Here is a 23,969-nt window from a genome sequence, read left to right on the forward strand (position 1 = left end):
TTCCCGCGGTGTCATCTTCAAAGGTGCGACAGTTCCATTTTACTCGAAAATATCGACGAAGCCAGGCAACTTCGTGTAAAAATCTCGTGACGAATGGCAAGCGAGGGCGGGGTTGCCCGCCCTGCGTCAGAGCGCGGCCAACGCATCCACGGCGCGATCGAGTTGGACCGCTCTAGAGCCCTTCACCAGCACCACGTCTCCCGGCTGAAGGTACGTGCCGAGAGAAGCCAAGAGTTCTTCCAACGCGTTGAAGTGACGCACTACGGGTACGCCCGCCTCTTCTGCCGCACGCGCCATTTCCACCGCCAATTTGCCCACGCAGAGTAGGCGGTCCACGCCGGCCAACGCCACGCGGCGACCGACTTCCCGGTGGGCCTGAACGGCCATCTGCCCAAGTTCCAGCATGTCACCGAGCACGGCAACGCGATGCCCTGGCCGCGCGACGCGCTCGAGGACTTCAAGGCTCGCGGCGACGGATGAAGGGCTTGCATTGTACGCATCGTCAATCACGGTCACATCTCTAACGTCCACCAGGCGCAGCCGGCCCCGCTGCGCTTCGACGCGGCCCAGCCCACGCTGAATGTCGCCCAAGGAAATGCCGAGCGCCAGGCCAACCGCGATGGCGGCGAGCGCATTCATCACATTGTGCTGGCCCAACAGCCGAATGCGCATGGTTGCCGACCCTTGTGGGGTGTTGACCTCGAAGGCCATCCCTTCCTGCGACCAGGTCACCGACGTGGCGCGGATGTCACACGCTTCGCTCAGCCCATACCACAGGATGCGCGCCGTCGTGCGGTGCTGCATCCGGCGAAGCCAGGGATCGTCTCCATTCAGCACGGCAATCCCGTCTTTCGGCAGGCTCGCGATGAGCTCTGTCTTCGCCAGGGCGATGTTCTCCTGGCTGCCCAGGAGTTCGATGTGGTTGTAGCCAATGTGGGTAATGACGCCGATGTTCGGGCGGGCGATGGTGCACAATTCCTCAATTTGCCCCAGGCCGCGCATTCCCATCTCAAGAACCATGGCACGATGCGAGGCATCCCGCTGTAGAATGGTGAGAGGTAAGCCCAATTCGTTGTTCTGGTTCGCCGAGGTGTACACGCACGGGCCGAGCGCGCCAAGCGCGGCTGCGACCATCTCCTTGGTCGTCGTCTTCCCATTCGACCCGGTGATGCCCACCACGGGACCTTCGAATTGATCGCGTTCCCAACGCGCGAGAGCCTGCACTGCCTTCAGGGCGTTTGGGACGCGAACGCACGGCCCGAGCGCCGTCTTGACGTCTTTGGTGACGACGGCTACACTGGCTCCGCGGCGAAACGCCTCGTCGACAAACTGGTGTCCGTCGACGCGCTGTCCCACAAACGCGACAAACGCATGTCCCGGCTGAAGCTGTCGATGGTCAATGGCCACGCCCTTGACGATGACGTCCGGGGCCTCGTGGAACGCGGGCGTGCCCCCTACCACGTGCACGAAGTTCGCAAGCGACATGGGTGTCATATGGGTTCGTTCCCCTCTACGCACGTTTTAGAAAAGGAGATGTGTGTCTGTGCCAAATCGCAAACTGAGGGTCGGCGTCATCTTTGGTGGAAAGTCCGGTGAACACGAGGTCTCGCTGCAGTCGGCCAAGTCGGTGATGGATGCGCTTGATCCTCTTCACTATACCACGATACCCATCGGGATTTCGAAGGACGGGCGTTGGCACGTCGGGAAGGGTGCATGGAAGGCGCTCGAGGCAAAGCAGCCTGCAGCGTTGCCGAGTCAACACGCCCAGAACGGCCCGTCCGCTTCGAAGCGGTTCATCAACCCGGAAATCCAGGGGTTGTCCCCCGTCGAGGTCAAGCGGTCGCCCGATTGGCTTCCTCCCGCGCTGGTGAACGAGATCGACGTCGTCTTTCCGGTACTCCACGGCACGTTCGGTGAAGATGGGACGATTCAAGGGCTCTTGGAGATGGTGGGCATTCCCTACGTGGGCTCCGGTGTGCTTGCCTCGGCCTTAGGTATGGACAAAATCGCGATGAAACAGATCTTTTCAGCCGTCGGAATCCCTCAGGCGCGCTGGGTGGGTTTCACGCGCGCTTCCTGGGCACAGGATGACAGCCGGATTGTGCGAGAGATTGAGGAGGAACTCGGATATCCCTGCTTCGTCAAGCCCGCGAATCTTGGATCGAGCGTCGGGATCTCCAAAGCTCGCAACCAGCGGGAACTCGTGGAGGCCGTTCATCTCGCCCTGTCGTACGACCGGCGCGTCATTGTGGAGGAGGCCATTGACGCGCGCGAGATCGAAATCGGCATTCTCGGCAACGACGACCCCATCGCCTCTGTGGCTGGCGAGATCATCCCCAAGCGCGAATTTTACGATTATGAAGCGAAGTATCAAGACGGGGGCGCAGAACTTCGCATTCCTGCAGACCTGTCGCCGGAGGAGCGCAAGGCCGTGGAGTCGTACGCCATCCGGGCCTTCCAGGCCATTGACGGCTCCGGGCTGGCGCGAGTGGATTTTTTTGTCGAACGGGGAACTGGCCGCGTGTTGGTGAACGAGATCAACACGATGCCTGGCTTCACGCGCTTCAGCATGTATCCGAAGCTGTGGGAAGCGTCCGGGCTGGCGTACGACAAGTTGCTCGACCGCCTCATTGAGCTTGCACTGGAACGACACGCGGAGCGGAGCCAGCTTCTGAGATCATATGATAAGGCGTAAATATCGAGCGCGGCTGGTTTCCCAGCCGCGCTCTCGTTAGTCGGGGAAGAGTTCATAGAAACTGGCGTAACGCTCGTCGCGCACGGGCTCGCGCGCAGCTGTGCGCGGAGAGGCGGGTCTCGATCTCGGTTTCGGCTGGCCGCCCTGAGAATCGCCCTGCCATTGAGCCTGTCTCTCAGCCTGTCTCTCGCGGTATTGCACGCGGTACTGCTCGAGATCTTGTCGCGAACGAACGTTGTTCTTTTGCCAGTTGTACAGCACCCGATCGATGTAGCGAAAACTGTATTTGTTGGCCAACACACTTTCCTTCAACGCTTCTACGACGAGCCACTCGGGATAGCCGTGCTCGCCAAGCCACGCCCTAAGTTGATCGCATTCCAGCGAAGAGAGAGGGCGGCCGAATTCTTCCTCGAACAGGCTGACGAGATCCTTCTCGACAGGCGGAGGCTGCACCACGCGCCGGCGCCCTTTCAGCTTGTCCCATAGCGGTTGGAGATCGAAATAGGTCACGTGCGCTCCCTGATCGTCGTACCGTTCGCCAATGGCGAGGAATCCCTCCGTGACGAGTCGCTCCACACACGCCATGACCTCTTTGCTCGACATGCCGCAGCGCTCGCCCAATTCGTGCGGAGACAGTTCCGTCGTGCCCTCCGTCTGGCCGCTCGCGAGGATCTGCAACAGCACGACGAGCTCATGCGGGTGCAGGCCGAGCTGAGCGAAGCGCCGCAGAAGGTCGCACGGCACGGCGACAAACGGGGCACTTAAGTAATCGCTGTTGCCACCTTGCCGGCCCGAAGGTTCCATTCGCTCGCCTCCCCTTGTGCTTACGGCGCCATTCGGTAGAGCATGCGGGGAAACAGAATCGCTTCTCGGACGTGATCCAGCCCACAGATCCATGCAATCGTCCTTTCCAGGCCGAGGCCGAATCCGGAATGCGGCACGGAACCGTAGCGCCTCAGATCGAGATACCATCCGTAGGTCTCTTCCGGTAACCGATGTTCCTCAAAGCGCGTTCTCAGCAACTCGTAGTCGTGAATGCGCTGGCTGCCCCCGATGATCTCGCCGTAGCCTTCGGGAGCCAACATGTCGGCGCAGAGCACCACTTCAGGCCGCTCCGGATCCGGCTGCATGTAAAAGGCCTTGAGCTTCGTGGGATATCGCTCGATGAACACCGGTGTGTCAAACTGTTCCGCAAGCGCCGTTTCATGCGGCGATCCGAAGTCGTCACCCCAGGCGATGTCGAACCCGTGTTCCCGCAGCCAGCCAATTGCGTCGTCGTACGAGATGCGGGCAAAAGGCGCCCTCACTCGCGCTAACCGCGCGATATCTCGACCCAACAGTTCGAGTTCAGGCGTGCAGCGGTCAACCACCGACTGCACCACGTACTCGACGAGGGCCTCCTGCACGCGCAGATTCTCCTCGTGCTCGACAAAGGCCATCTCGGGTTCGACCATCCAAAACTCGATGAGATGTCGTCTCGTCTTGGATTTCTCCGCCCGGAAACACGGTCCGAAGCAGTACACTTTCCCCAGCGCCATGGCCGCGGCCTCCATGTACAATTGGCCGCTCTGCGTCAGGTAAGCCGTGTCGTCGAAGTAGCGCGTCTCAAACAGCTCCGTGGTGTCCTCGCACGAGGCCGGCGTGAGGATGGGCGCGTCCACGCGCGTAAACCCGTTGTCGTCCAAAAACGCCTGGATGGCGCGCTCGATCTCGGCGCGAATGCGGAGAATCGCCCGCTGCCGCGGCACGCGGATCCACAGATGGCGATGGTCGAGAAGAAAGTCGATCCCGTGCTCCTTCAGCGCGATGGGATACTCGTGCGCCAACTGCACGGGCTCAATGTGACGGACGTCAATCTCGTATCCTCCTGGTGCGCGCGCGTCCTGGCGCACCGTGCCTTCGACGACCAGCGAAGATTCTTGCGTCAGCGCATCGCTCGCCGCAAACGTCTCGTCCGAGACGTTGGATTTGACCACCACGCATTGAACGAGTCCTGTCCCGTCCCGAACCTGAAGAAAATGGATTTTTCCACTCGAACGCTTGTTGTACAGCCATCCCCGCAACTGCACGTCCTGCCCGACGTGATTGGCGAGTTGGCGAACCGTGGTCCATTCAGCCACGCCTTTTCCCCCCCAAAACCGTGCAAACGCGATGCGCACCGATTATAGCAGAAAAGCGCAGGGGCTTGGATTCCCCTGCGCCAGCATCCAGTCGTCACTCGCTTGCCGTGGTCATGGCGGACGTGAGCTCGGCCGGCGCGAGTCCGTTCAGCCACTGGCGAAACTCGGCTCCATCCACGCTTTCCTCGCGCACGACTTGCTTCGCGAGGCGAGCAATCTCGCCTTGATACGGCCGAAGCAAATCCCGCGTCGCCCGCTCCCGCTCGGCGAGAATGAAGCGCACTTCGCGCTCAAGGAGTCGCTCGGGCAGGTGCTCTTCATCCACGATGCCGAGCCTGGACAGCCCACACCTGACCATCGTCCGCGCCAACTGTGACGCTTGTTGAAAATCGTTCTGCGCCCCCGTGCTTCGGTTCCCATATTGGAGCTCTTCGGCCAGACAGCCGGCCAGCGCGATGTCGATCTGCTGTTCCAACTGTTCTTTCGTGTAGAGATACTGGTCATCTTCCGGAATCTGACGAACGAATCCGAGTGCGCGTCCCCTCGGCGCGATGGTGATATGTGAGACCGCGCCGGGCCGCAGAAGCTCGGTCACAATAGCGTGTCCAATCTCGTGGACCGCCACGCGCTCCAGCTCCTCGTCCGTCGGACGCCGCCCCGTCTTTTCACCCATCAGGACCTTGTCGACCGCGTCCCGGAACATCTCCTGCCGAATCACGGACTCGCCCTTTCGCAGCGCCATGATGGCCGCCTCGTTGACCACCGCTTCCAGCTGGGCCCCGGAAAACCCGAAAGTTTCGCGTGCGATGTGTTCAAGGTCGACGTCCGGCGCCAAGGGCTTGTTTTTCGTCTGGATTCTTAGAATGTGCAGGCGCCCCTCCTTATCCGGCAGATCGACGCGAATTTGCCGGTCAAAGCGACCCGGTCTGAGCAGCGCCGGATCGAGCATATCCGGCCGGTTGGTAGCTGCCATGACGAGCACGAATGGATGTTGCGACGTGTTCATGCCGTCCATTTCGGTCAGCAACTGGTTCAGCGTCTGGTCATACTCTTGATGGCTGTGTTGACCGCGCCGCCCACCCACCACGTCGATCTCGTCGAGAAAGATGATGGCGCTGTCCTTGTTTTCTCGCTTCGCGAGCGCGCGAGCTCGGCGAAATAGCTCGCGCACGCGGCTCGCGCCCACGCCCACGTACATCTCGACGAATTCGGAGCCCGACGCGGACAAGAACACCGAATCCGTGTAAGTGGCTGCGGCTTTCGCCATGAGCGTTTTCCCCGTCCCAGGAGGGCCCGTGAGCAGAATGCCCTTAATCGGCCGAATCCCGAGCTGTGCGATGCGGTCTCGATACCGCAAAAAGTCGAGCGCCTCCATCAGTTCTCGCTTGGCGGATTCCTGCCCGCCGATCTCGTCAAACGACACGTTCGGCCGAACCGACACATCTCGTCCGGCAGGCGCCTGCGCGTTGCGCCGGTCCAAGACCACCCACAACATCGCTCCAAGTCCCGCGAGGAAGAGCACCGGGATAATCTGAATCACGTGCAGCATGCCTAAGAAGGCCACCACGGCGATCCCGGTTCCAATCAGCCATTCACGCATGGTCATGACGTCGCACCTCCCGCGCGCGACGCGTAAGGAATCACGCGATACAGGTAGTAGGGACCTTTTTGTAATTGGAGGTAAATATAGGAATTATCCATAGTCAAGCGGTACGCCATGTGGTACGACTTCGCCAGGCGCGCTACGTCGGCGGCCATTTGGGTATAATCCTCCTTGGCGATGCCTTGTTGGATCTCGAGCTCGAACGCGCTCTCGAAGATCTGCGTGAGCGGCCCCTCGTGCGCATCGCCAATGCGAACACTGACGTTCGTTCCAAGTTTGCGCTCTATTTCGTCGGATATGGCATCGTAGGTCAGCTGAAGGTCGCCTTGCTTCAGCGTCTGGAAGGGCCCCAGTTGGATCACCACCACATCCGGGCTTCCCGTCGTAATATCCACCTTTTCCACACCAGCGACCGACTGCAGGCTTTGTTTGAGCGGATTCAGCAAGTTATAGTGTTGATAGGCCTGCCAGCCGCCGATGAGAAGCGCGAGCATCAGGAGCGCCGTCACAAAGATCGGCACAATGCGGATGCGAGACAAAGACCTCGCCCCCTTCTATCGCTGGTCTGTGCGGCTGCTGAGACCAGTATAGCACGCCGTCGAACATGTGTTCAGCTGCACTTGTTTCCCGCGCTTCCAGCCCTTCAAGAATGGACGAGCACATCCTGCCACAAAAGTTGTCCCGTCGTAGCATTGAAATAGAAAAAGGCCAGGCGCCCGTTCGAGCGTCCCATGACCTCGTAGACTGCAGTTCCAGCTTTGGCCCAACTCGGAGCCTCCTCATCGCTCGACACGTAGCCAAGCGTGACGGACTGAACTTCGATGCCGCGCGCCAAAGCTCTCTTTTTCACCTCGTCCGCGGGGAGGATCGACGTCGAGGGCAGCACAAAAGCTCTCCGCATCGCGGGAATGTAAAAAGCATACCACGTCCGTCCGAAGCTATCTTGGCCCCGGAACACATCCTCCACGCCCGCTGCGGTGAACACGCTGTACGACTCCAACCGGTCGAGAGGCGTGTGATCTAACACGTAGGTCGCCGCCTGTTGTTCAGCTTGCCAGTAGGGGCTCAACAAGTTCCAAAAGTACATAAGAACGCCGATGCCGATCACGACCATCGCGATCGGCACCGAAGTCCATACGATCCTCCGCTTGGTCATGTGGCATCCGTCCGGTAAATGGTGATCTGCACTTTGTCGGGATGTTGCTCCGACTTGGCCATTCCAAAGATGACGTCCTTGTCTTTCAGGTTGCGATTTAAAAAATCAATGAGGCGGTACAGATCTTCCGAATTTGAACACACCATGGTCGCGTAGACGTTCCATTTCGAATCCAAACCATTCCACCCACCGTTATGAACGAGATATCATGTTTTGTAAGAATTCATCATTTGTGAAGTGGTATCTCATAGGGGTCAAACTCACCTTGCCCGACCTCACCACACCGATATCCACGAGGCCCTCTCCAACCTCGTCAATGATATCCCCTCCATAACGATACACCTCGTGCCCTTCCACGTCGAGTTCGCGCGAAAAAACATCATGGTACCTGCGCACGCCGAGATCGCACCACACGATATCCGCGCGAGTCCATGTCTTCTGACCAACGAAGGGAATATTGGCGCTGAGGAAGGTGTCCGCGGGCAGATCGAGTTCGATGGCGAGTTCGATGAGCAAGCGACACGCCTCTTGTGCCGAGGCAAAGTCGAACGGCGGGCCGACGTGGGACAGCGCGAGCGCCTTCACCCCTTGCAAGGCAGCCTCGCCCGCGATGGCCACCGTACCTGAATACAGCACATCGGTCGCCAGGTTGGCGCCGGCGTTGATCCCCGATAGCACGAGGTCGAAGGGACGCCCGGCGTGCAACACGGCGAGTGCCCATTTGCAACAATCGACCGGCGTTCCCGAGAGCGCGAACGCATCGGACGCCCCAGGAACCTCGCGCCGCTCCACCCGAATGGTGCGGTGAAGACTGATCCCATGACTCGAGGCGCTTCGCTGCCGGTCAGGAGCGGCCACGACGACCTCGCCAAAAGCGGACGCGATTTCGACCAACGCGAACAGCCCCGCGGCCTGGATGCCATCGTCGTTGCAGATCAACATGCGCATGACGGCGTTCTCCTCTCTCATCACCTCACGCCTCATACGACCGCGGCGCGTCGCTCATACTTAGAAGTACGATACTGGGAGGTGGGCATATGACTGAGCGCGAAGAGGCGCTTCCTCCGTGGACGAATCGTACGTCCTTGCGTGACGACGTCCGCCGCTTCGTGTTTGAGGCCTACATGGATATCGCCCTGGCCGACATGCTGGACGAAACCAGCCTTGTGGAGCCCGACGTCGACAACGCGGTGGAACGCGATTAAGCGCGTGTCAACAAGTCCTTGAGGCGCGCCGCTTCGTACCGAATGCGCTCCACGTCGAGCGCCGTGGGCTCTCGGTTTTGGAGCACCCATTCGCCCGCGACGATCACGTCCCGGACGTCGTCAGCGCCGGCCGCATACACCAAATCCGAGAGCAGATCGTGGGACGGCGTGAAGTGCGGCGAGCGTGCGTCGAGCAACACCATATCGCAGACGGCTCCGGCTCGAAGCGTGCCATGGCCTTCAGGCAGGAAGAGGGCACGCGCGCCAAATTCTGTGGCGAGTGCAAACGCGGTGGCAGCATCGATGGATGTCGCATCTTCACGCACGCCCTTGTGCAGCGTCGCTGCAAGGCGCATTTCCTCAAACATGTCCAGGTTGTTGTTGCTCGCCGCGCCATCCGTGCCAAGGCCCACAGTCACGCCCCGGCTTAGCATGTCGGGGAGCGGCATAATGCCAGAACCGAGCTTCAGGTTGCTCTGCGGATTGTGAGCCACGCGGACGTCGTGCGCGCGCAAAATTTCGATGTCGTCCTGCGTAGCGTGCACACAGTGCGCGGCGAGCGTCGGCACCTGGAAGAGTCCGGCGCGCTCTGCCAAACCAATGGGCGTGAGCCCTTCCTGCGATAGAAATTGATCCACCTCACCGCGCGTCTCGCTCAGGTGAATCTGGATACCGACGCCGAGATCGGCGGCGAGATCGGCGATTTGCGTCAGGAAAGGCTCAGGGCAGGTGTAGGGCGCGTGCGGGCCCAGCGCTACCTGAATGCGCCCGTCCGCCGCCCCATGCCATGTCTGTACAAACGCGCGGCTCGCCTCGAGCTTTTCCACCTGAACCTCAGGCTCAGCGGCGGCTAGGCCAATGGACAAAAGCGCCCGCATGCCCGACTCCGCCACCGCCTCCGCGGCGTGATCCATCATCATGTACATGTCGGCGTAGGCGGTCGTTCCGGACAACAGCATCTCCCAGCACGCGAGCTGCGTTCCCCAGTACACGCATTCCCCCGTGAGGCGCGCTTCAATCGGGAAAATGCGCTCCTGGAGCCAGGTCATGAGCGGCAGATCGTCGCCGACGCCGCGAAGCAGCGTCATCGCCGCGTGGCCATGCGCGTTCACAAGGCCGGGAATGGCGATGCGGTCGCGCTTTCGCCATCTCCGCACCACAACTTCGCCGGGCTCCGGTTCGTAGGCGCCCTCTCCATGGCGGACGATGCGGGAACCTTCAATCACGAAGTACGCGGGACCCCGATAGACGGTATCACGATCCACGACAGCGCCGCCAACCTCGAGAACGATGACGGATCGTTCCTGTGCCATTTGCGTTCATCCTTCCCATTCGCCTTGGTCCTCTTCAACGCTTGCCGCAAAGCCGCGCGAGCGACTCCTCGTAAGGCGGCAGAGCGACGCCGCGTTCGGTGATGATGCCCGAGATGAGGTGACCTGGCGTGACGTCAAACGCCAAGTGCTTCGCCGAAGCGCCTTCGGGCGCGATGGGCCTCCCCATCCAATGCGTGACTTCGTCCGCGCTGCGCTCTTCAATCGGGATGTGATCGCCTGACGGAATCGACAGGTCAAGGGTCGTGGTGGGGGCCGCCACGTAAAACGGGATGCCGTGGAACGACGCCAGGACCGCGAGCGTATAGGTGCCAATCTTGTTCGCCGTGTCTCCGTTTCGGGCAATCCGGTCCGCTCCGACGATCACCGCGTCGATCCAGCCGAGCTTCATCGCGAACCCTGCGGTGGAATCCGTGATGATGTCAAACGGGATGCCCTCTTCCAGCAGTTCGTACGCCGTGAGGCGCGCGCCCTGAAGATACGGTCGCGTCTCGTCCACGTACACGTGCTCCAGCGTCCCCGCCTCGTGCATGGCCCGCAGGATGCCGAGGGCGGTCCCATATTCGACAGTCGCGAGGGAACCCGTGTTGCAGTGCGTCAACACGCGTCCCCCGTGTTCGGCGACCCACTTCGCGCCCAGTTCACCGATGCGGCGATTCGTCTCGATGTCGCGCTCCGCGATGGCGACGGCGCGTTGGTACAGCGCGTCCGCTTCCGATCCCGGCGGCGCCTCCTCGAGCGCTGCCATGAGCTCGTCGACGGCCTGCATCAGATTGACGGCGGTCGGGCGCGCGGTCTTCATCCATGCCGCGACTTGCGGCAACCGAGATCGGACGTCGGCCGGCCCGATCCGCCTCGCCTCGAGCGCGAGGCCGAACGCGGCCGCAGCGCCGATGGCCGGCGCGCCTCTCACCTGCATCGACCGAATGGCCTGATAGACGTCCTCAGCGGTGCGGCACGTCAGCCAGACCTTCTCATGGGGCAACCGCGTCTGGTCGAGCAACTCCAGCCTGTCCGGCTGGTATCGGATGGCCCTCACGCTTCACTCTCTCCCCTAAGCGGCACTTGGCCGCCCACCGCCGAGCCGCACGCACAATCCCGCACACCGGTATCCCGCGCGATATAGGCAAAGAACAGGCGCCGGATGTCCGCCACGTTCTCCCGCATCGCCTCGAGGACCTCTTCGTGGGAGAGCGGCTTCGCCGCCATCCCAGCCGCCCAGTTGGTGACCATGCAGACCGTCGCGTAGCACATCTCGGCTTCCTTTGCCAGTGCGGCCTCCGGCATGCTGGTCATGCCCACCACGTCGCCGCCGAGGCGCGCGAACAGCGCAATTTCCGCCTTCGACTCGAACCTGGGCCCTTCCGCGCAGACGTAAACGCCGCCGTGGTGCACGCGAAGGCCGAGATGGCGCGCGGTCTCCACCAGGCCTTTCCGCACGCGCGCGCAATAAGGGTCCGAAAAATCGATGTGCACAACCGGCCCGTGCTCGAAAAACGTAGAAGGCCGTCCTTTGGTCCAGTCGATCACGTCGTCGATCACGACGAGATCGCCCGGGCGAAACAGGCGGTTGAGCGAGCCGACGGCGGCCGTTGCCAGCACGGTCTCGACGCCCAGTTGCTTCAGAGCCCAAATGTTGGCTCGATAATTGACGCGGTGCGGAGGGACGCTGTGGCTGCTGCCGTGGCGAGGGAGAAAAGCGACCTCCTTGCCTTCATACGTCCCGAGTGTCACCTCGACGTCCCCGTACGGGGTATGTACACGTTCGCGCGTGGCGCCGGGCAAATCGCCAGGCTGGTACACGCCTGTGCCACCGATAATGCCGTAACGCATGACGAGTTCCTCCACTCTTGAAGTCTTGTCCTCGATTATACTGAACGGACGCGCGTTTGTCGCCAAGGCGGAGGGAGCGCATCGTGGATGGCCTGCACGCGCGACGAGGGGCAGCGCGGGGCGATGCCCAACAAGTCGCCCATCCGGGCCAATCTGTCAGGCACCACGTTGAGATCAAACTCGTCGGGCGACACCCCGCCTGCGAGCTCGTCCCAGGTGATGGGCACCGACACAAGCGCTTTCTCGACCGCGCGCACGCTGTACGCCGCGATCAGGGTGCGCGATGGCCCGTGCTGAGGTGCGTCCACGTAGACGCGGCTTCCTCGCTGGTGCACGCGCCTCTCGGTGGTGGCCAGATCCGGCCAGCGCGACGCGCAGTACGCCGCAATAAAATTCACCACCGGACGCGTGACGGCGTATGGGAGCGGCTGCTCCAGCGGGACGAAGACTTGCAGGCCGGAGGCGCCTGTCGTCTTGGCAAGTCCGTCGAGCTCGAGCTCGCGAAGCACCTCGCGCAGGCGCAGCGCGAGCTCACGCACGCGCTCGAAATCGTTCGGATCGGAAGGGTCGAGATCGAACGTGAGCGCCGTGGGGCATCCGGCTTGAGGGCCGTCGGACTGGTGCAGGCCCGCGTGAAACTCGATGGCGCCCAAGTTTCCGTAGTACAAGAGCGTCTCGACGTCCGGGATGGCAATCAACGGGCGTTCGCCTTGGACCTCTTTACGCGGCAGGCTCGGAGGTGCGTGCGGCGGTAGATGCCGCTGATAGAATCGGCGGCCGGTCACCCCGTCGGGGCAACGAACCAACGTGACAGGCCGGTAGCGCAGGTGGCGGACCAAGTGCGCGCCGATTTGGGCAAGATACGTCATGTAGTCGCGCTTGTTGAGCCCCGCGCCTGGAAAGTAGATCTTGTCCCCATGGGTGAGCGTCGGCGGGGTTTCGCGGCGTTTCATGCGCTTCACCTCTCGCCTAGCGTGCGCAGAGGCGCTTGTCGCTATCAGGGAGGGAACCTGGATGCCGTTCTTTCGACCGTTCGAACCCCTATCGAGCGCCGTCGTGCCCACGGGAGGCGCGTGGATAGCACAGGTCAAGTGGGATGGGGTGCGCGCCGTGGCCGAGGTGTCGGACGCCGGCGTGCAAATCTGGAACCGCCATGGACGGCTTCGAACGGACCGGTATCCGGAGATTGCATCCGCGCTGCGGCCCTTTCGGGGGTGTGCTTTCGACGGCGAAGTGGTGGCGCTCGCCCAGGGAAGGCCCGACTTTTACCGGGTTCTTCGCAGGGAGCGGGCCGTCACGTCGCGCGAGATCGAGCGACTCGTGCGCGAGATACCCGTGTGGTACGCCGTCTTCGACGTCGTGCAGATGAGCGGGAAATGGGTTGGGGATTGGCCATTGGCCAAACGCCTCGGCTGGATGGTCGAGCATGTTTCAGGTGTGGAGCACGTGCTGGCGACCGAAAGCGAAGTGGACACCGAGGCGCTCTTCGCCGCCACCAAGCAACTGGGGCTCGAAGGCATCGTGTGCAAGCGAGTCGATTCCACCTACGCGCCAGGCCACCGAGACGGGCGCTGGGTCAAAGTCAAACACGCGCGAAACGCCATCGCGGCTGTTGGGGGCGTGATGTACCGCGACGGGGCTCCGAATGCGCTGATGCTCGGTCTGTTTGACGACCAAGCGCGGCTGATTCACGTCGGCAATGCGGGAGCCGGTCGCCTCCCCCATCGCGCATGGGAACTACTCGTCAAGCGGGTCCTGTCCCATGAGATAACGTTGCCACCCTTCGCCAATGCGCCGAAAGTCGTGAGACCGTGTCGATTCGCGCACCCCGTCGTCGCCGTGAAGGTTCGCTTCGCCGAATGGACGCCAAAAGGGACCATGCGCCACCCTGTCCTCCTCGCCGAGTTGGATATCCCGGCGACGCCCGCGGCGTGCAGTTTTGCCCAGGCCGATCCGTGACGATCACGACGTCTTCCGCTTCTTGCGCTTGCTCTCCTGAGGCTTCTCCGCCTGTTTGGCGAGCTGCAGGCTCTTCTTGAGCGCCTCCATCAGGTCCACGACCTCGCCCGACGACGGGGCGCCCGGCCTCTCCGTCCCCGCCTCGCCGCGCCGCTCGGCGATCCAAGCCTCCAACCGCGCCCTGCTCTCGTCTCGATACTCGTTCGGCACAAACGGCTTGGTCAGTTGCCGAATCAAGGTCTCCGCGACTTCCAACTCATTCGCATCGATCTCCACAGCTTCCCGCACATACGGAAGTTCGCCGGTCGATCGCACGTCCTCCGGCCAGGCGAGCGTGTGCACCACCAACACGTTCCCATCCGCCTCGCTCGCCCTCACCAGCACGAGCGATTCCGCGCTCCGCAGCGTCATCCGGGCTACGCCGACGCGGCCTGACGCCCGAAGCGCTTGCCACAAAAGGCGGTACGCCTTCTTCCCGCTCGCCTCGGGGGCGAGGTAGTACGCGCCCTGAAACATCACCGGGTCGATCTCGCCCGCGTCGGCGAACTGGACGAGATCGATGGTCTCCCCGCGGCGACCTTGAAATGCGGCGAGATCGTCGTCTTCCACCACGACGAATTCGCCCTTCGCGTATTCAAATCCTCGGACGATCTCGTCCTGGCTCACTTCCGCCTGACAACGAGGGCAAAACTTCCTGTAGGATATCGGCGTCCGACAGGTCCTGTGAAGCTGCCGAAAGTGAATCCCGCCTGTCTCCGTCGCTTTGTACAGCCGCACCGGGATGTTCACGAGTCCAAAGCTCACCGATCCTCGCCACATCGCGTGCATTCCGCTCATCCTCCCTCGCCCACGCGGTTAGAGTGAGAGCGAAGCCCGCGCCCCATGCTCGGGGGAAGATGGGGTGTCTCGCAAAAACTTCCGCACCTCAGCGACGAGATCTCTCTCCGGCACGACCCGGGGCCGAAGTCCAGGGATGGACTTCCAGAACATTGACCCGTATCGCTGCGTCACGATGCGCTTGTCGAAGACGACAATTACGCCCCGATCCTGCTGCGTGCGGATCAAGCGCCCGACGCCCTGGCGAAAACGCACCACCGCCTCGGGCAGGCTGAGCGCTCGAAACGCGTTCTGACCGCTCGCCTCCAGGCGCTCTAACCGAGCGGCTGTCACCGGGTGTGTGGGCGGGGCAAACGGCAAGCGCACAATCACGAGCGAGGTCAGCTGATCGCCCGGGAGGTCGATGCCCTCCCAGAACGTCTGCGCGCCGAATATCACGCTCTCTGGGTGAGCCCGAAACGCTTCGAGCAGCGCGGCGCGGCTCCCATCCATCTCCTGAGCGAGCAAGCTTAAGCCGCGCTCCGCGAGCGGCGCGCGAGCCAGACGCGCGGTCTCTCGAAGCAGCGCGTGGCTCGTGAACAGGACGAGCATCCTGCCGCGCGACGCCTCTGCGAGATCTGTGATGGACGCGGCCAGCCACATGGCAGCTTCCTCCGGCGGCGCTGCCGCGATGTCCGGAACATCGCTCGGCACATAGAGGCGCGCCTGCTTGTCCATCGCGAACGGAGACGGGACGGTCAGCGCAATGAAACGGTCTTCGCGAGCGTGCTCCTCCAGACCGAGCTTCCGAATCGCGAATCCAAACTCCCCATTCACCGCAAGCGTGGCCGAGGTCAGCACCACCGAGCGCAACGGGTCAAACAGGTGCTGCTTGAGCACGCGGGCCACATCGATGGGGGCTCGGTGCACGCTCACCCGCACACGAGATCCGCTGGCCTGGACCGCGGCCCACGTCACGTCGTCAGGGTGTTCTTCTAGGACGGCTTGCATCCGCGCGATTCCGTCGAGCCAGGCCCCGAGAAAGCCCGCGGCGTCGACGACGCGCCCGACGTGATCGTCCGAGGGCAACGATTTCACCAGATCCAGGAGTCGCGCGCGCAGATCCTGCAGTCGCTTTACGCCAGCCTGGGTTCTGTCCAACGCCTCGCGGTACATGTGGAACGAGTCGCTTTGGCGCCACGCTGCGTCGAGGCGCACCTCCGACTGCCCCGCGGGCACGTAGGCGGCGATAGCCTGAAACGCCGCATCCACCTCGGTGCCGAGCGCCCCCACCCATTCTTGACCCTCTTCGAGCCACTCGAGCGTGGTGCCCCGAATGTGGAGTTCTTCCAACATCCGGGTGACCTCGGCCAACACGCCAGCTCGGCCGCGATCGCGCACAAGGCGGTGGGACAAGGCCGCCATGACGCCGCTCTGGACTTCGAAGCCGAGGTGATGGGTCGCCTGTTCCTCGAGGTGATGTGCCTCGTCGACGACAAGATGCGCATACTTGGGCAGGACACGGTGGTCGGAGGCCAGATCGGACATCACGAGCGAGTGGTTGGTCACGATGAGGTGCGCAGAATGAGCCGCCTGCTTGGTTCGAAAGTAGTAGCACGGCTGGAAGAACGGGCAACGCCGATTGATGCACGACTCGCTCTCGCTTTGAACCCGGGCCCAGAGTCCTGGCCCCACCGACGACTTGGACAGCGTCTCGCGCGTGCCGTCGGGTGTCTCCGTCAGCCAGACCAGTAGCGCCATGACGCCCTGGATGTCGTCGACGGGCGTGGCCATGGTGGCAAGGCGCGCTTCACTTCGAACCTTTCGCAGGCAGACGTAATTGTTGCGTCCTTTCTGGACGACCAGGCGCAGGTCGTCGCCGAAGATCCGCCGAAGCAGCGGAAAGTCCCGCTCCGCGATCTGGTCCTGCAGCGAGAGCGTGTGGGTGCTGACCACCACGGGCTCACCTGTCGCCATCGCGACGAGCGCCGCGGGCACCAGGTACGCGAGCGATTTGCCCGTCCCGGTGCCCGCCTCGACCATCGCGTGCTTGCCCTCCGCCAACGCCTGAGCGACCGCCTCAACCATGGCCACCTGCCCAGGACGGGCTTCGAACCCGGGCATGGACGCCGCCAAGGGGCCGTCGGGCATCAGCACGTCTCTCGCTTTCCGCACGATCTCGTCGAGCTTGGCGCGATCGGGCATGGGCAGCGCGTCGCGCTCCTCCGGCCGCGCGGGCGGATCAGGTCTTGTGTAATAGAGGCCCTGCCGCTCCTCGAGGGGAGGGCCCTGGTGTTCTTCATGCCGACCTAAAGCCTGCTCGAACCAGGCCGCAGTGAGCGGGGAGTAAAGTCCCGCGAGCCCCGCGAGCAGTTCGATGACGCCGGAGGGGAGGCGGCGCGCCTTGTCCTCGAGCCGCATGAGCAACTGATGAGCCGTACGCGCGTCCGCGAGCGCACGATGGCTCCCCTCGGCGCGCAAGCGCAGGCGGCGCGCCAGATATTCCAGCCGATGGCTCATGAGCCTCGGCGCCAAAATCCGGGCCAGACTCAAGGTGCAGAGTCCGTCCCCTGGCTTTAGTGGCAAACCGTACCGCGCGACCCGCGGGAGCAAAAAACTTCGCTCGAACGCCCAATGGTGCCCCGCCATCGGGGTGTCACCTGCGAACTCCGCGAACCGCATCAGGGCCTCACGCTCGGGCGGGGCATCGGCAACGTCCGCGTCTGACAGGCCCGTCAGCCGAGTGATTTCATCGGGAATGGGGCGCTCAGGGCGCACCAGCGCGTGAAACGTGTCGACAATCTCCTCGCCGCGCACCCGCAGCGCGCCGATCTCCAGGATCTCGGCACGCTCCGGATCAAGCCCCGTCGTCTCCAAATCCACGATGATCCATTCCACCCGCGTCGCACTCCCGCTGTCCGTTTGTCCCATCAACCCGTATGTCCATTGTACTCGACATTCGGTCCCTCTGCTCGTCCAAGCCTAAATCGCGTTCACCAGCCGCCATCGCCAAGTAGAGGAGCGTGTGGCCTTTTCCTCCTGCCATCACAGCCTTTTTCGCGAGACACGCGGCCGAGGACGCGTCACCGTCCATCCACGCCATCAAAGCGCGAATCTCGAGCGCGACAGGGACAAATTCGGCATCAGACTCGCATGCGCGGGCCCAGGCTATGGCCAGTTGTCGAAGGCCGAGTGCGACAGCCAGCGCGCCCCGAATCTCCGCCAACGCCGAGTGCATGCGCCACGCCTTCAAACTCGCCGCATCCGAGAACCCGGTCATGCCCATCGCCCTCTTTGGGCCTAGGATCGGATGTGACCTGCGCGCACATGCCCGGAAATGCGCGCGCCCGCCGGGGAATCCTGACGGATGGACTAGACCTGCTCGCGCTCGGAGAATAACACCTCACCACTCACGACGGTTCGCGTCACGCCAGGCGACGTCTCGATGACGAGGCTTCCATCGGGTTCAATCAATTGCGCGATCCCACGCACGCGCTCGTCGCCAATCGCGACTTCCACCTCATGGCCGATGGTCGAACAAAGGGCCGTCCATTCGGCATGAACCGCCTGAAACCCGCGCCCGTCTCGCAGGTCGCGGTACAAACGGTCGAGCTCGATCAAGATGCGAGCGAGCGCCTTCGGCCGGTCAATGGGCCGACCCACCTCATGCAGGATGGTCGTCGCCCGATGGCGGATCTCCTTCGGCAACTCGTCGATCGAAAAATTCGCATTCAGGCCGATGCCAATGACGGCGTGATCGACCATTTCCCCCTCCGCCCGGATCTGAGCTAAAATTCCCCCCGCCTTTTTGCCGCCGAGGAGAATGTCGTTCGGCCACTTGATTTCGACCGGCACGCCCTCTCCGCGAAGCGCGCGACACACGGCGAGCGCCGCAAGCAGCGTGAGATCGGGCGCGTGCCGGAGCGCGCACGGATTGCGGACAAACACCGTGAACCACATGCCACCCCGCGGCGACGCCCAGGCGCGATCGCGCCGCCCTCGACCGCCCGTCTGCTCCCCAGCCGTCACGACGGCGCCGTGCGGAAGCCCCTTGTCCGCGAGCTCAAGGGCCGTATCGTTCGTCGAGGCTCGCGATTCCGCCCACAGGATGGGTGACCCGAGCAGGCAGTCCGGCGGCAGGTGGGGCTGAACGAGGGGCGCCATGAGTTCGTCTGGGATCCGGACGGCTCGGTAGCCGACGCGTGGTGAGGCCTCAAACTCGAATCCCATCTGCTCGAGGGCCTTGATGTGTTTCCAGATGGCCGTCCGCGAGAGCCCCAACCGGTGGCTCAACTCCTCTCCCGAGATGGGGCCCTCCGCGTGGAGGAACGCCTCAATGAGCTGATCCCGCACGCGCGTGTCATCCTGAGCCATGGTCATCGCCTCTCTTTCGCTGCGCCATCACCTCGCGGCGCAGCGCGTCAGGTTGATTCTGGATCTCGCCGCGAAGGATCTTGCGCACCAGGCTCTTTTGACATTCTCCAATCTCCTTGCCCCGCAGTCCCATGGCGATGAGTTCGTGTGCGGGCAAGGCGAGATGGGACCGATCCCAAAGCGGCTGGGCGCGGATGGCGCGTTTCCACCGCGCCATCTCAAACACGTCGCCGCGCGCCAGAAACGCGATCATCCGGGCCGCCATCTCGGCAGACGCGCGCCCTGCCTCGTAAAGCATCTGGGGAGACGCGGCGTCTTCCCCGTGCGCCCAGGCCTGAACCAACTGCACCGCCCGCTCGATGAGCCGGGCGGCGTCCTTCCCGTATGCGAGCACCTCGGCGAACCGGCGCGCGCGAAGCGGACCGTCGTCTACACCCACAAACCAAAGGGCCACACTCGGCCAGCCCGCGGGAGGGGCGAGTGAGAAGCGACCTTGGGTCGCGAGCCAGGAGAACCCTGGTTCCAGCCAGGCGAGCGGCTCCCCTTTTCGCCGCCAGAGCGGCGTCGATGCGAGTGTTGGGAGGTGCGCATGCCACGGCGCGTGCGACAGACGCTCCAATTCTCTCCCGATTCGCTCCAGGGCAATCGGGCGAATGGCGTCAGCCGTTTCCTTGAGCGCCGCCTCGGTGTCGGGATGGCACGTCAGATCCAGTTGCACGGCGAACCGCACCGCCCGCACGAGGCGGAGTCCATCCTCCTGGAAGCGCGCGACGGGATCGCCCACCGCCCGGAGAAGCCGGCGCGCAAGATCGCCCTGGCCGTCAAACGGATCGACGAGGCAGCCGTCCAAATCCAGGGCCATGGCATTGATGGTAAAATCGCGCCGGGCGAGATCCGCCTCAACGTCGTCCACGAATCGGACAAAGTCGGGGCGCCGTCCGTCGCCATAGGGTCCCTCGGCTCGAAACGTCGTGACTTCAATCCAGTTCCCCGCGGACCACACGGAGACGGTGCCGTGGCGAACGCCTGTGTCCAGGGTTCGAGCAAAGAGCGACCTCACGTCCTCCGGCCGCGCGCTCGTCGCGACGTCCAGGTCCGAGGGCGTCCGCCCAAGCAGGAGATCTCTCACTGCGCCGCCGACCAGATACGCAGCGTATCCTGCGTTTCGCAGCACTTCCATGACCTCACGCGCCGGGGCGGGGATGCGGATACTCGCCGCGTTCAGCCGACATCACCTCGCGGTACACAGCCTCGTACTCACTCACCTTCTCGTCCACATGAAACGCTCGCATAGCTCGCTCACGCGCTCGCGCGGAGAACGCCCGATACAAGGCTTCGTCCTCCAAAATCTTACACGCGAGATCCGCCATCTCATCGACGCGGCCCACTGGCGCGAGAAAGCCGGTCTCCCCGTGCACCACCACCTCCGGAATGCCGCCGGCCGTCGATCCAACGACAGGTACGCCGCACGACATGGCTTCAAGCGCGACGAGGCCGAAGCTCTCGCTTTCGGAAGGAAGCAGGAACAGATCGGCGGCCGCAAAAAGCGGCGCCACCTCGTCCTGACGCCCCAAAAAATGCACGCGATGGCTAAGGCACGCCTCCTCGACCTGGCGTTTCGCCGCGCCCAGATCCGGCCCTTCGCCGACAAGGAGCAGCTTGGCCGGCATGCGTCTCGCCACTCGCTCGAACACGGCAATCACGTCGTGAAGCCGTTTGACTGGGCGGAAGTTGGAGATGTGAAGCAGAACGCGCTCGCCGTTTGGCGCGAAGTGGCGCTTCAGTTCTCCACCGCACCCGGGTCGGAACACGTCGGGATCGACGAAATTATAAATGCAGCGAATGGGCTTATTTGTCTCGAACAGTCGGGCGGTATCCCGAACCAGGCTCTGGCTGACGGCCGTCACGGCGTCGCTCCGCTCAATGCCGAGTTTGATGATGGACTTGAGGCTCGGATCCTGAGCCAAGACCGTGATATCCGTGCCATGCAGCGTGGTGACCACCCGGATGGGATGCTTCGCCATTTCGCGCGCCAGGTGTGCACACACCGCAAACGGAAGTGCATAATGCGCGTGCAGCACGTCGAGTTGGTATTCGTCGGCTACGCGCGCCATGAGACTGGCGAGCGCAAAGTCGTACGGCGGGGTCTTGAGGACCGGGTACGTAATGGGTTCGATTTGGTGAATATAGACGTGTTCCACAAACGCACCGAGCCGGAACGGCACGTCGGTCACGATGAAGTGCACCTCGTGTCCTCGCCGCGCGAGCGCTTTGCCAAGCTCGGTGGCCACCGCTCCGGATCCGCCGACCGTCGGATAACAGCTGATACCCACGCGCAATGGCGCATCTCCTTTCTGCCCGGCCCTCGCTCACCAAAGGAGCTTGTCCAGCCCGTACACCAGCGCGTGCAGCGTCATCACACGCCGAACGGCCAGGATGAGGCCAGGCATAAAGCTCTCGCGGCTGAGGGAATCGTGACGGATGGTCAGCACCTCGCCGGCGCCGCCGAAAATCACTTCCTGGTGTGCCACCAGCCCGGGTAGGCGCACGCTGTGAATCGGCACGTCGTACTCGACCTCCATCATGGCCTTCGTCCTCAGCGACGTGCCGGACGGCTTGTCCCGCTTCCCGTCATGATGAAGCTCGATGATTTCCGCGCGCGGCAGGAAACGCGCCGCCTCCCGCGCGAAACGCATCATGAGTAGCGCCCCTATCGCGAAATTCGGACAGACGGCGGCGCCGACCTGCCTTTGGCGCGCCATTTCGTCCCACCTCGTCACGTCCTCGTCCGTGTAGCCGGTTGCCCCTACGACCGGTCGAACGCCGCGAGAAAGGGCCAGATCGACATGGCGAACCACCGCCTCTGGGCCGGTCAGGTCCACCCACACGTCGGGCTCCTCCGTGTCCATCAATCGCTCCGGGTCATCGTACACTGCGCCATAGGCGGAGAGCTTTCGCTCGGCCTCTTCGTCGGCGCGACGCACCAAAAGCCCGCAGATGGCGATGTCGTCCTCGCGCCGCAGCGCCTCGAGCGCCACCTGCCCCATGCGGCCGAGCGCCCCAGCTAGCGCCACCCGAATGACAGCCGCTTTATCCATTCGCTCGCCCCCCTTGACTATCCTCTTCCTTTCGATCCCTGCGCGTCCAGCGGTCGCGATCCCGCGTGCGAAACTTGTGCATGGTCGCCGAAAATGCCTCGCCGAGATCGATCTCGAGCCGATTCGCCAGGCAGGCGAGCACAAACAGGATGTCGCCCATTTCAAGCGCGAGATCTCCTTCCGGCTCGTCCGGCTTCTTTGGCTTTTCCCCGTAATGATGGTTGATCTCCCGCGCCAACTCCCCAAGCTCTTCGGCGAGCCGAACGACGAGCGTCATGGGATGGAAATAGCCCTCTTCAAATTGGGATATGTACCGATGGACTTCCTGCTGAACTTCCGACAGTTGCACGCGCACTCTCCTCCTCGCGTCCCCATTATACCGGAGCGTCCCTCGCAAACATAAAAGACGAGGCTTGTCATAAGCATGTATGGACGATCATGGGCCCGTACCTGGGTCCCGCAAAGGAGGGAAGCGCACTTGCGCAAAGAGAGACGCGGGCACCAGAGCACCGTCCTCTTGGCCGCCATGGCAGTGGTGTTCACGCTGGCGCTCGTGATCTACCCGAAGGTAGGGTACGAGGCGGGCATGCAGGGCCTCCGGGTGTGCTGGGAGATCATCATTCCGTCACTTCTGCCGTTTTTATCGTCTCGGAGTTGCTTCTGGGCCTGGGCGTGGTTCGCGGTTTCGGGGTCCTCGTCGAACCGCTGATGCAGCCGCTCTTCAGCGTGCCGGGTGTCGGGGCTTTCGCCCTGTCCATGGGGCTCGCCGCCGGCTATCCCATGGACGCCGTGATCACGGCGCGATTTCGCCAGACGAACCAGTGCACCCGAATCGAAGGGGAACGACTGTTGGCCTTCACCAACACGGCGGATCCGCTGTTCATGTTCGGGGCGGTGGCGGTCGGCATGTTCAAATCGCCAGCCCTCGGCGGTCTGTTCGCCCTCGCCCACTACATTTCCTCGTTCCTCGTCGGCGTAGCGTTCAAGTTCTGGGGACGGCGAGATCCCGACCATCTGAGAGAAGTGAAGGAGCGCGAAGAGGTGAGGCCGAAGGGCAACCTGTTCGCCCGCGCATACCGGGAGATGCTCACGGCACGCGAGGAAGACGGTCGCCCCTTCGGGAAATTGCTCGGCAATGCGGTGAGTGAATCGGTCCAGACCATCCTCATGATCTCCGGGTTCATCGTGTTCTTTGCCGTCGTGATCGAAATCCTCGAAGTGAGCGGCATCATGGCGTTCCTGGGATGGCCCCTGATGGAAATCTACCGGCTACTCGGCATTCACACGGGGCTGGTTCAGCCGACGCTTGCAGGCGTACTCGAGCTGGACATTGGCAGCGCTCAGACGGCGGCGGTACCCGCGCCGCTCATTCAGAAGCTCGCGCTCGTAAGCGGCATTATCGCTTGGAGTGGCCTCAGCGTCCACGCGCAGGTCGCAAGTGTGCTGACGCATACCGACATCCGCATGCGCCCATACTTTCTGGCGCGCTTTCTGCACGCTTCCTTGGCGGCGCTCTTGACCGTCGTCCTGTACGGGATGGGTGTGGGAAGAACCGCCCAAGGCGCGCTGGCAAGCGTGACACGTCACCTTCCCATGATGTCCTCCGTAAGCGAACAGGAGGGTTTTTGGACGACCTTCACTCACGCGATGTCGAACAGTTTCGAGTTGTGGCTCGGCATCTGCGCGGCCCTCACCGTTTTGTCTGCCGGCGTGCTGCTGCTCCGGAGGATTCGAATCGTCGCGTTCTTCGTTCGCTCGCAAGGATGAAACCAGACCACG

25 protein-coding genes are annotated in these 23,969 nt (G+C 62.9%); 5 read left to right on the top strand and 20 right to left on the bottom strand.

The genetic code is table 11. From position 1 onward, the window contains the following. Positions 1 to 126 precede the first annotated feature (126 nt). Positions 127 to 1,467 carry a UDP-N-acetylmuramoyl-tripeptide--D-alanyl-D-alanine ligase gene (locus tag TC41_RS07065; RefSeq protein WP_237700058.1) on the bottom strand — a complete coding sequence of 447 codons (1,341 nt, stop codon included), beginning with the start codon at positions 1,465 to 1,467 and terminating at the stop codon, positions 127 to 129. A gap of 76 nt (positions 1,468 to 1,543) precedes the next feature. On the opposite strand from TC41_RS07065, the gene TC41_RS07070 reads away from it, so the two are divergent. Continuing rightward, positions 1,544 to 2,695, top strand: coding sequence for a D-alanine--D-alanine ligase (locus TC41_RS07070; RefSeq protein ID WP_041695156.1), 1,152 nt, complete (start codon positions 1,544 to 1,546; stop codon positions 2,693 to 2,695). Positions 2,696 to 2,731: 36 nt separating this feature from the next. Here TC41_RS07070 and TC41_RS07075 read toward each other — a convergent pair whose 3' ends face one another. From TC41_RS07075 to surE, 7 genes are all read right to left on the bottom strand, one after another. Further along, a complete protein-coding gene (locus tag TC41_RS07075) occupies positions 2,732 to 3,499 on the bottom strand; it encodes a DnaD domain-containing protein (protein ID WP_014464334.1) in 768 nt (255 codons plus the stop codon). A 20-nt stretch (positions 3,500 to 3,519) separates the two neighbouring features. Continuing rightward, positions 3,520 to 4,815 (bottom strand): asparagine--tRNA ligase, encoded by a 1,296-nt coding sequence (gene asnS / locus TC41_RS07080; RefSeq protein WP_041695748.1) that lies wholly within the window; start codon positions 4,813 to 4,815, stop codon positions 3,520 to 3,522. A gap of 94 nt (positions 4,816 to 4,909) precedes the next feature. Continuing rightward, a complete protein-coding gene (locus tag TC41_RS07085) occupies positions 4,910 to 6,421 on the bottom strand; it encodes an ATP-dependent metallopeptidase FtsH/Yme1/Tma family protein (RefSeq protein WP_014464336.1) in 1,512 nt (503 codons plus the stop codon). Beyond that, entirely contained in the window at positions 6,418 to 6,957 is a 540-nt protein-coding gene (locus TC41_RS07090) for a hypothetical protein (protein ID WP_014464337.1), read from the bottom strand. The genes TC41_RS07085 and TC41_RS07090 overlap by 4 nt, the downstream gene beginning before the upstream one ends. Positions 6,958 to 7,061: 104 nt before the next feature. Further along, entirely contained in the window at positions 7,062 to 7,574 is a 513-nt protein-coding gene (locus TC41_RS07095; RefSeq protein ID WP_041695157.1) for a PepSY domain-containing protein, read from the bottom strand. Then, a complete protein-coding gene (locus TC41_RS07100) occupies positions 7,571 to 7,750 on the bottom strand; it encodes a YpmA family protein (protein WP_014464339.1) in 180 nt (59 codons plus the stop codon). Before TC41_RS07100 ends, TC41_RS07095 begins: the two co-directional genes overlap by 4 nt. Before the next feature lie 16 nt (positions 7,751 to 7,766). Beyond that, positions 7,767 to 8,543 (bottom strand): 5'/3'-nucleotidase SurE, encoded by a 777-nt coding sequence (surE, locus tag TC41_RS07105; RefSeq protein WP_041695158.1) that lies wholly within the window; start codon positions 8,541 to 8,543, stop codon positions 7,767 to 7,769. A gap of 68 nt (positions 8,544 to 8,611) precedes the next feature. Here surE and TC41_RS16550 point away from each other — a divergent pair, with 68 nt between their 5' ends. After that, entirely contained in the window at positions 8,612 to 8,779 is a 168-nt protein-coding gene (locus TC41_RS16550; RefSeq protein WP_014464341.1) for a hypothetical protein, read from the top strand. Here the strand turns inward: TC41_RS16550 and TC41_RS07110 are convergent. The 4 genes from TC41_RS07110 to ligD are packed head-to-tail and all read right to left on the bottom strand — an operon-like array spanning position 8,776 to position 12,896. Next, positions 8,776 to 10,092 (bottom strand): amidohydrolase, encoded by a 1,317-nt coding sequence (locus TC41_RS07110; RefSeq protein ID WP_014464342.1) that lies wholly within the window; start codon positions 10,090 to 10,092, stop codon positions 8,776 to 8,778. The two genes, TC41_RS16550 and TC41_RS07110, sit on opposite strands and share 4 nt — an antisense overlap. Before the next feature lie 34 nt (positions 10,093 to 10,126). Beyond that, positions 10,127 to 11,149, bottom strand: coding sequence for an S-methyl-5-thioribose-1-phosphate isomerase (mtnA, locus tag TC41_RS07115; RefSeq protein WP_014464343.1), 1,023 nt, complete (start codon positions 11,147 to 11,149; stop codon positions 10,127 to 10,129). Continuing rightward, complete coding sequence (mtnP, locus tag TC41_RS07120; protein ID WP_041695159.1) at positions 11,146 to 11,943, bottom strand: S-methyl-5'-thioadenosine phosphorylase; 798 nt, start codon at positions 11,941 to 11,943, stop codon at positions 11,146 to 11,148. Before mtnP ends, mtnA begins: the two co-directional genes overlap by 4 nt. Positions 11,944 to 11,978: 35 nt before the next feature. Beyond that, positions 11,979 to 12,896, bottom strand: a complete 918-nt coding sequence (gene ligD, locus TC41_RS07125; RefSeq protein WP_041695160.1) for a non-homologous end-joining DNA ligase — start codon at positions 12,894 to 12,896, stop codon at positions 11,979 to 11,981. 61 nt (positions 12,897 to 12,957) lie between these two features. Between ligD and TC41_RS07130 the strand changes: the two genes are divergently transcribed. After that, positions 12,958 to 13,902, top strand: a complete 945-nt coding sequence (locus tag TC41_RS07130) for an ATP-dependent DNA ligase (RefSeq protein WP_014464346.1) — start codon at positions 12,958 to 12,960, stop codon at positions 13,900 to 13,902. Between the two features lie 3 nt (positions 13,903 to 13,905). Here the strand turns inward: TC41_RS07130 and ku are convergent, their stop codons facing one another. From ku to TC41_RS07170, 8 genes are all read right to left on the bottom strand, one after another. After that, positions 13,906 to 14,730 carry a non-homologous end joining protein Ku gene (gene ku, locus TC41_RS07135; RefSeq protein WP_014464347.1) on the bottom strand — a complete coding sequence of 275 codons (825 nt, stop codon included), beginning with the start codon at positions 14,728 to 14,730 and terminating at the stop codon, positions 13,906 to 13,908. Positions 14,731 to 14,757: 27 nt separating this feature from the next. Next, the gene (locus tag TC41_RS07140) at positions 14,758 to 17,616 is read right to left on the bottom strand and encodes a helicase C-terminal domain-containing protein (protein WP_041695161.1); all 2,859 of its coding nucleotides are present in this window, start codon (positions 17,614 to 17,616) and stop codon (positions 14,758 to 14,760) included. Beyond that, positions 17,576 to 17,998, bottom strand: a complete 423-nt coding sequence (locus TC41_RS07145) for a hypothetical protein (RefSeq protein ID WP_193352821.1) — start codon at positions 17,996 to 17,998, stop codon at positions 17,576 to 17,578. Before TC41_RS07145 ends, TC41_RS07140 begins: the two co-directional genes overlap by 41 nt. Positions 17,999 to 18,090: 92 nt before the next feature. Beyond that, positions 18,091 to 19,092, bottom strand: a complete 1,002-nt coding sequence (locus TC41_RS07150; protein ID WP_014464349.1) for a biotin--[acetyl-CoA-carboxylase] ligase — start codon at positions 19,090 to 19,092, stop codon at positions 18,091 to 18,093. Further along, positions 19,079 to 20,272 carry a tRNA cytidylyltransferase gene (locus TC41_RS07155; RefSeq protein WP_014464350.1) on the bottom strand — a complete coding sequence of 398 codons (1,194 nt, stop codon included), beginning with the start codon at positions 20,270 to 20,272 and terminating at the stop codon, positions 19,079 to 19,081. Before TC41_RS07155 ends, TC41_RS07150 begins: the two co-directional genes overlap by 14 nt. A gap of 4 nt (positions 20,273 to 20,276) precedes the next feature. Further along, positions 20,277 to 21,431 (bottom strand): N-acetyl-alpha-D-glucosaminyl L-malate synthase BshA, encoded by a 1,155-nt coding sequence (gene bshA / locus TC41_RS07160; protein WP_014464351.1) that lies wholly within the window; start codon positions 21,429 to 21,431, stop codon positions 20,277 to 20,279. Positions 21,432 to 21,461: 30 nt separating this feature from the next. After that, positions 21,462 to 22,190 carry a 4-hydroxy-tetrahydrodipicolinate reductase gene (gene dapB, locus TC41_RS07165; RefSeq protein ID WP_014464352.1) on the bottom strand — a complete coding sequence of 243 codons (729 nt, stop codon included), beginning with the start codon at positions 22,188 to 22,190 and terminating at the stop codon, positions 21,462 to 21,464. Then, entirely contained in the window at positions 22,183 to 22,539 is a 357-nt protein-coding gene (locus tag TC41_RS07170) for a nucleotide pyrophosphohydrolase (RefSeq protein ID WP_081462255.1), read from the bottom strand. Before TC41_RS07170 ends, dapB begins: the two co-directional genes overlap by 8 nt. Before the next feature lie 129 nt (positions 22,540 to 22,668). On the opposite strand from TC41_RS07170, the gene TC41_RS16795 reads away from it, so the two are divergent. After that, positions 22,669 to 22,899 (top strand): hypothetical protein, encoded by a 231-nt coding sequence (locus TC41_RS16795; protein WP_237700059.1) that lies wholly within the window; start codon positions 22,669 to 22,671, stop codon positions 22,897 to 22,899. Continuing rightward, on the top strand, positions 22,863 to 23,957 hold the full coding sequence (locus TC41_RS07175; protein ID WP_237700060.1) for a sporulation integral membrane protein YlbJ: 1,095 nt from the start codon (positions 22,863 to 22,865) through the stop codon (positions 23,955 to 23,957). Before TC41_RS16795 ends, TC41_RS07175 begins: the two co-directional genes overlap by 37 nt. Positions 23,958 to 23,969: the final 12 nt, after the last annotated feature.

Source organism: Alicyclobacillus acidocaldarius subsp. acidocaldarius Tc-4-1 (assembly GCF_000219875.1).
GTDB lineage: Bacteria > Bacillota > Bacilli > Alicyclobacillales > Alicyclobacillaceae > Alicyclobacillus > Alicyclobacillus acidocaldarius_A.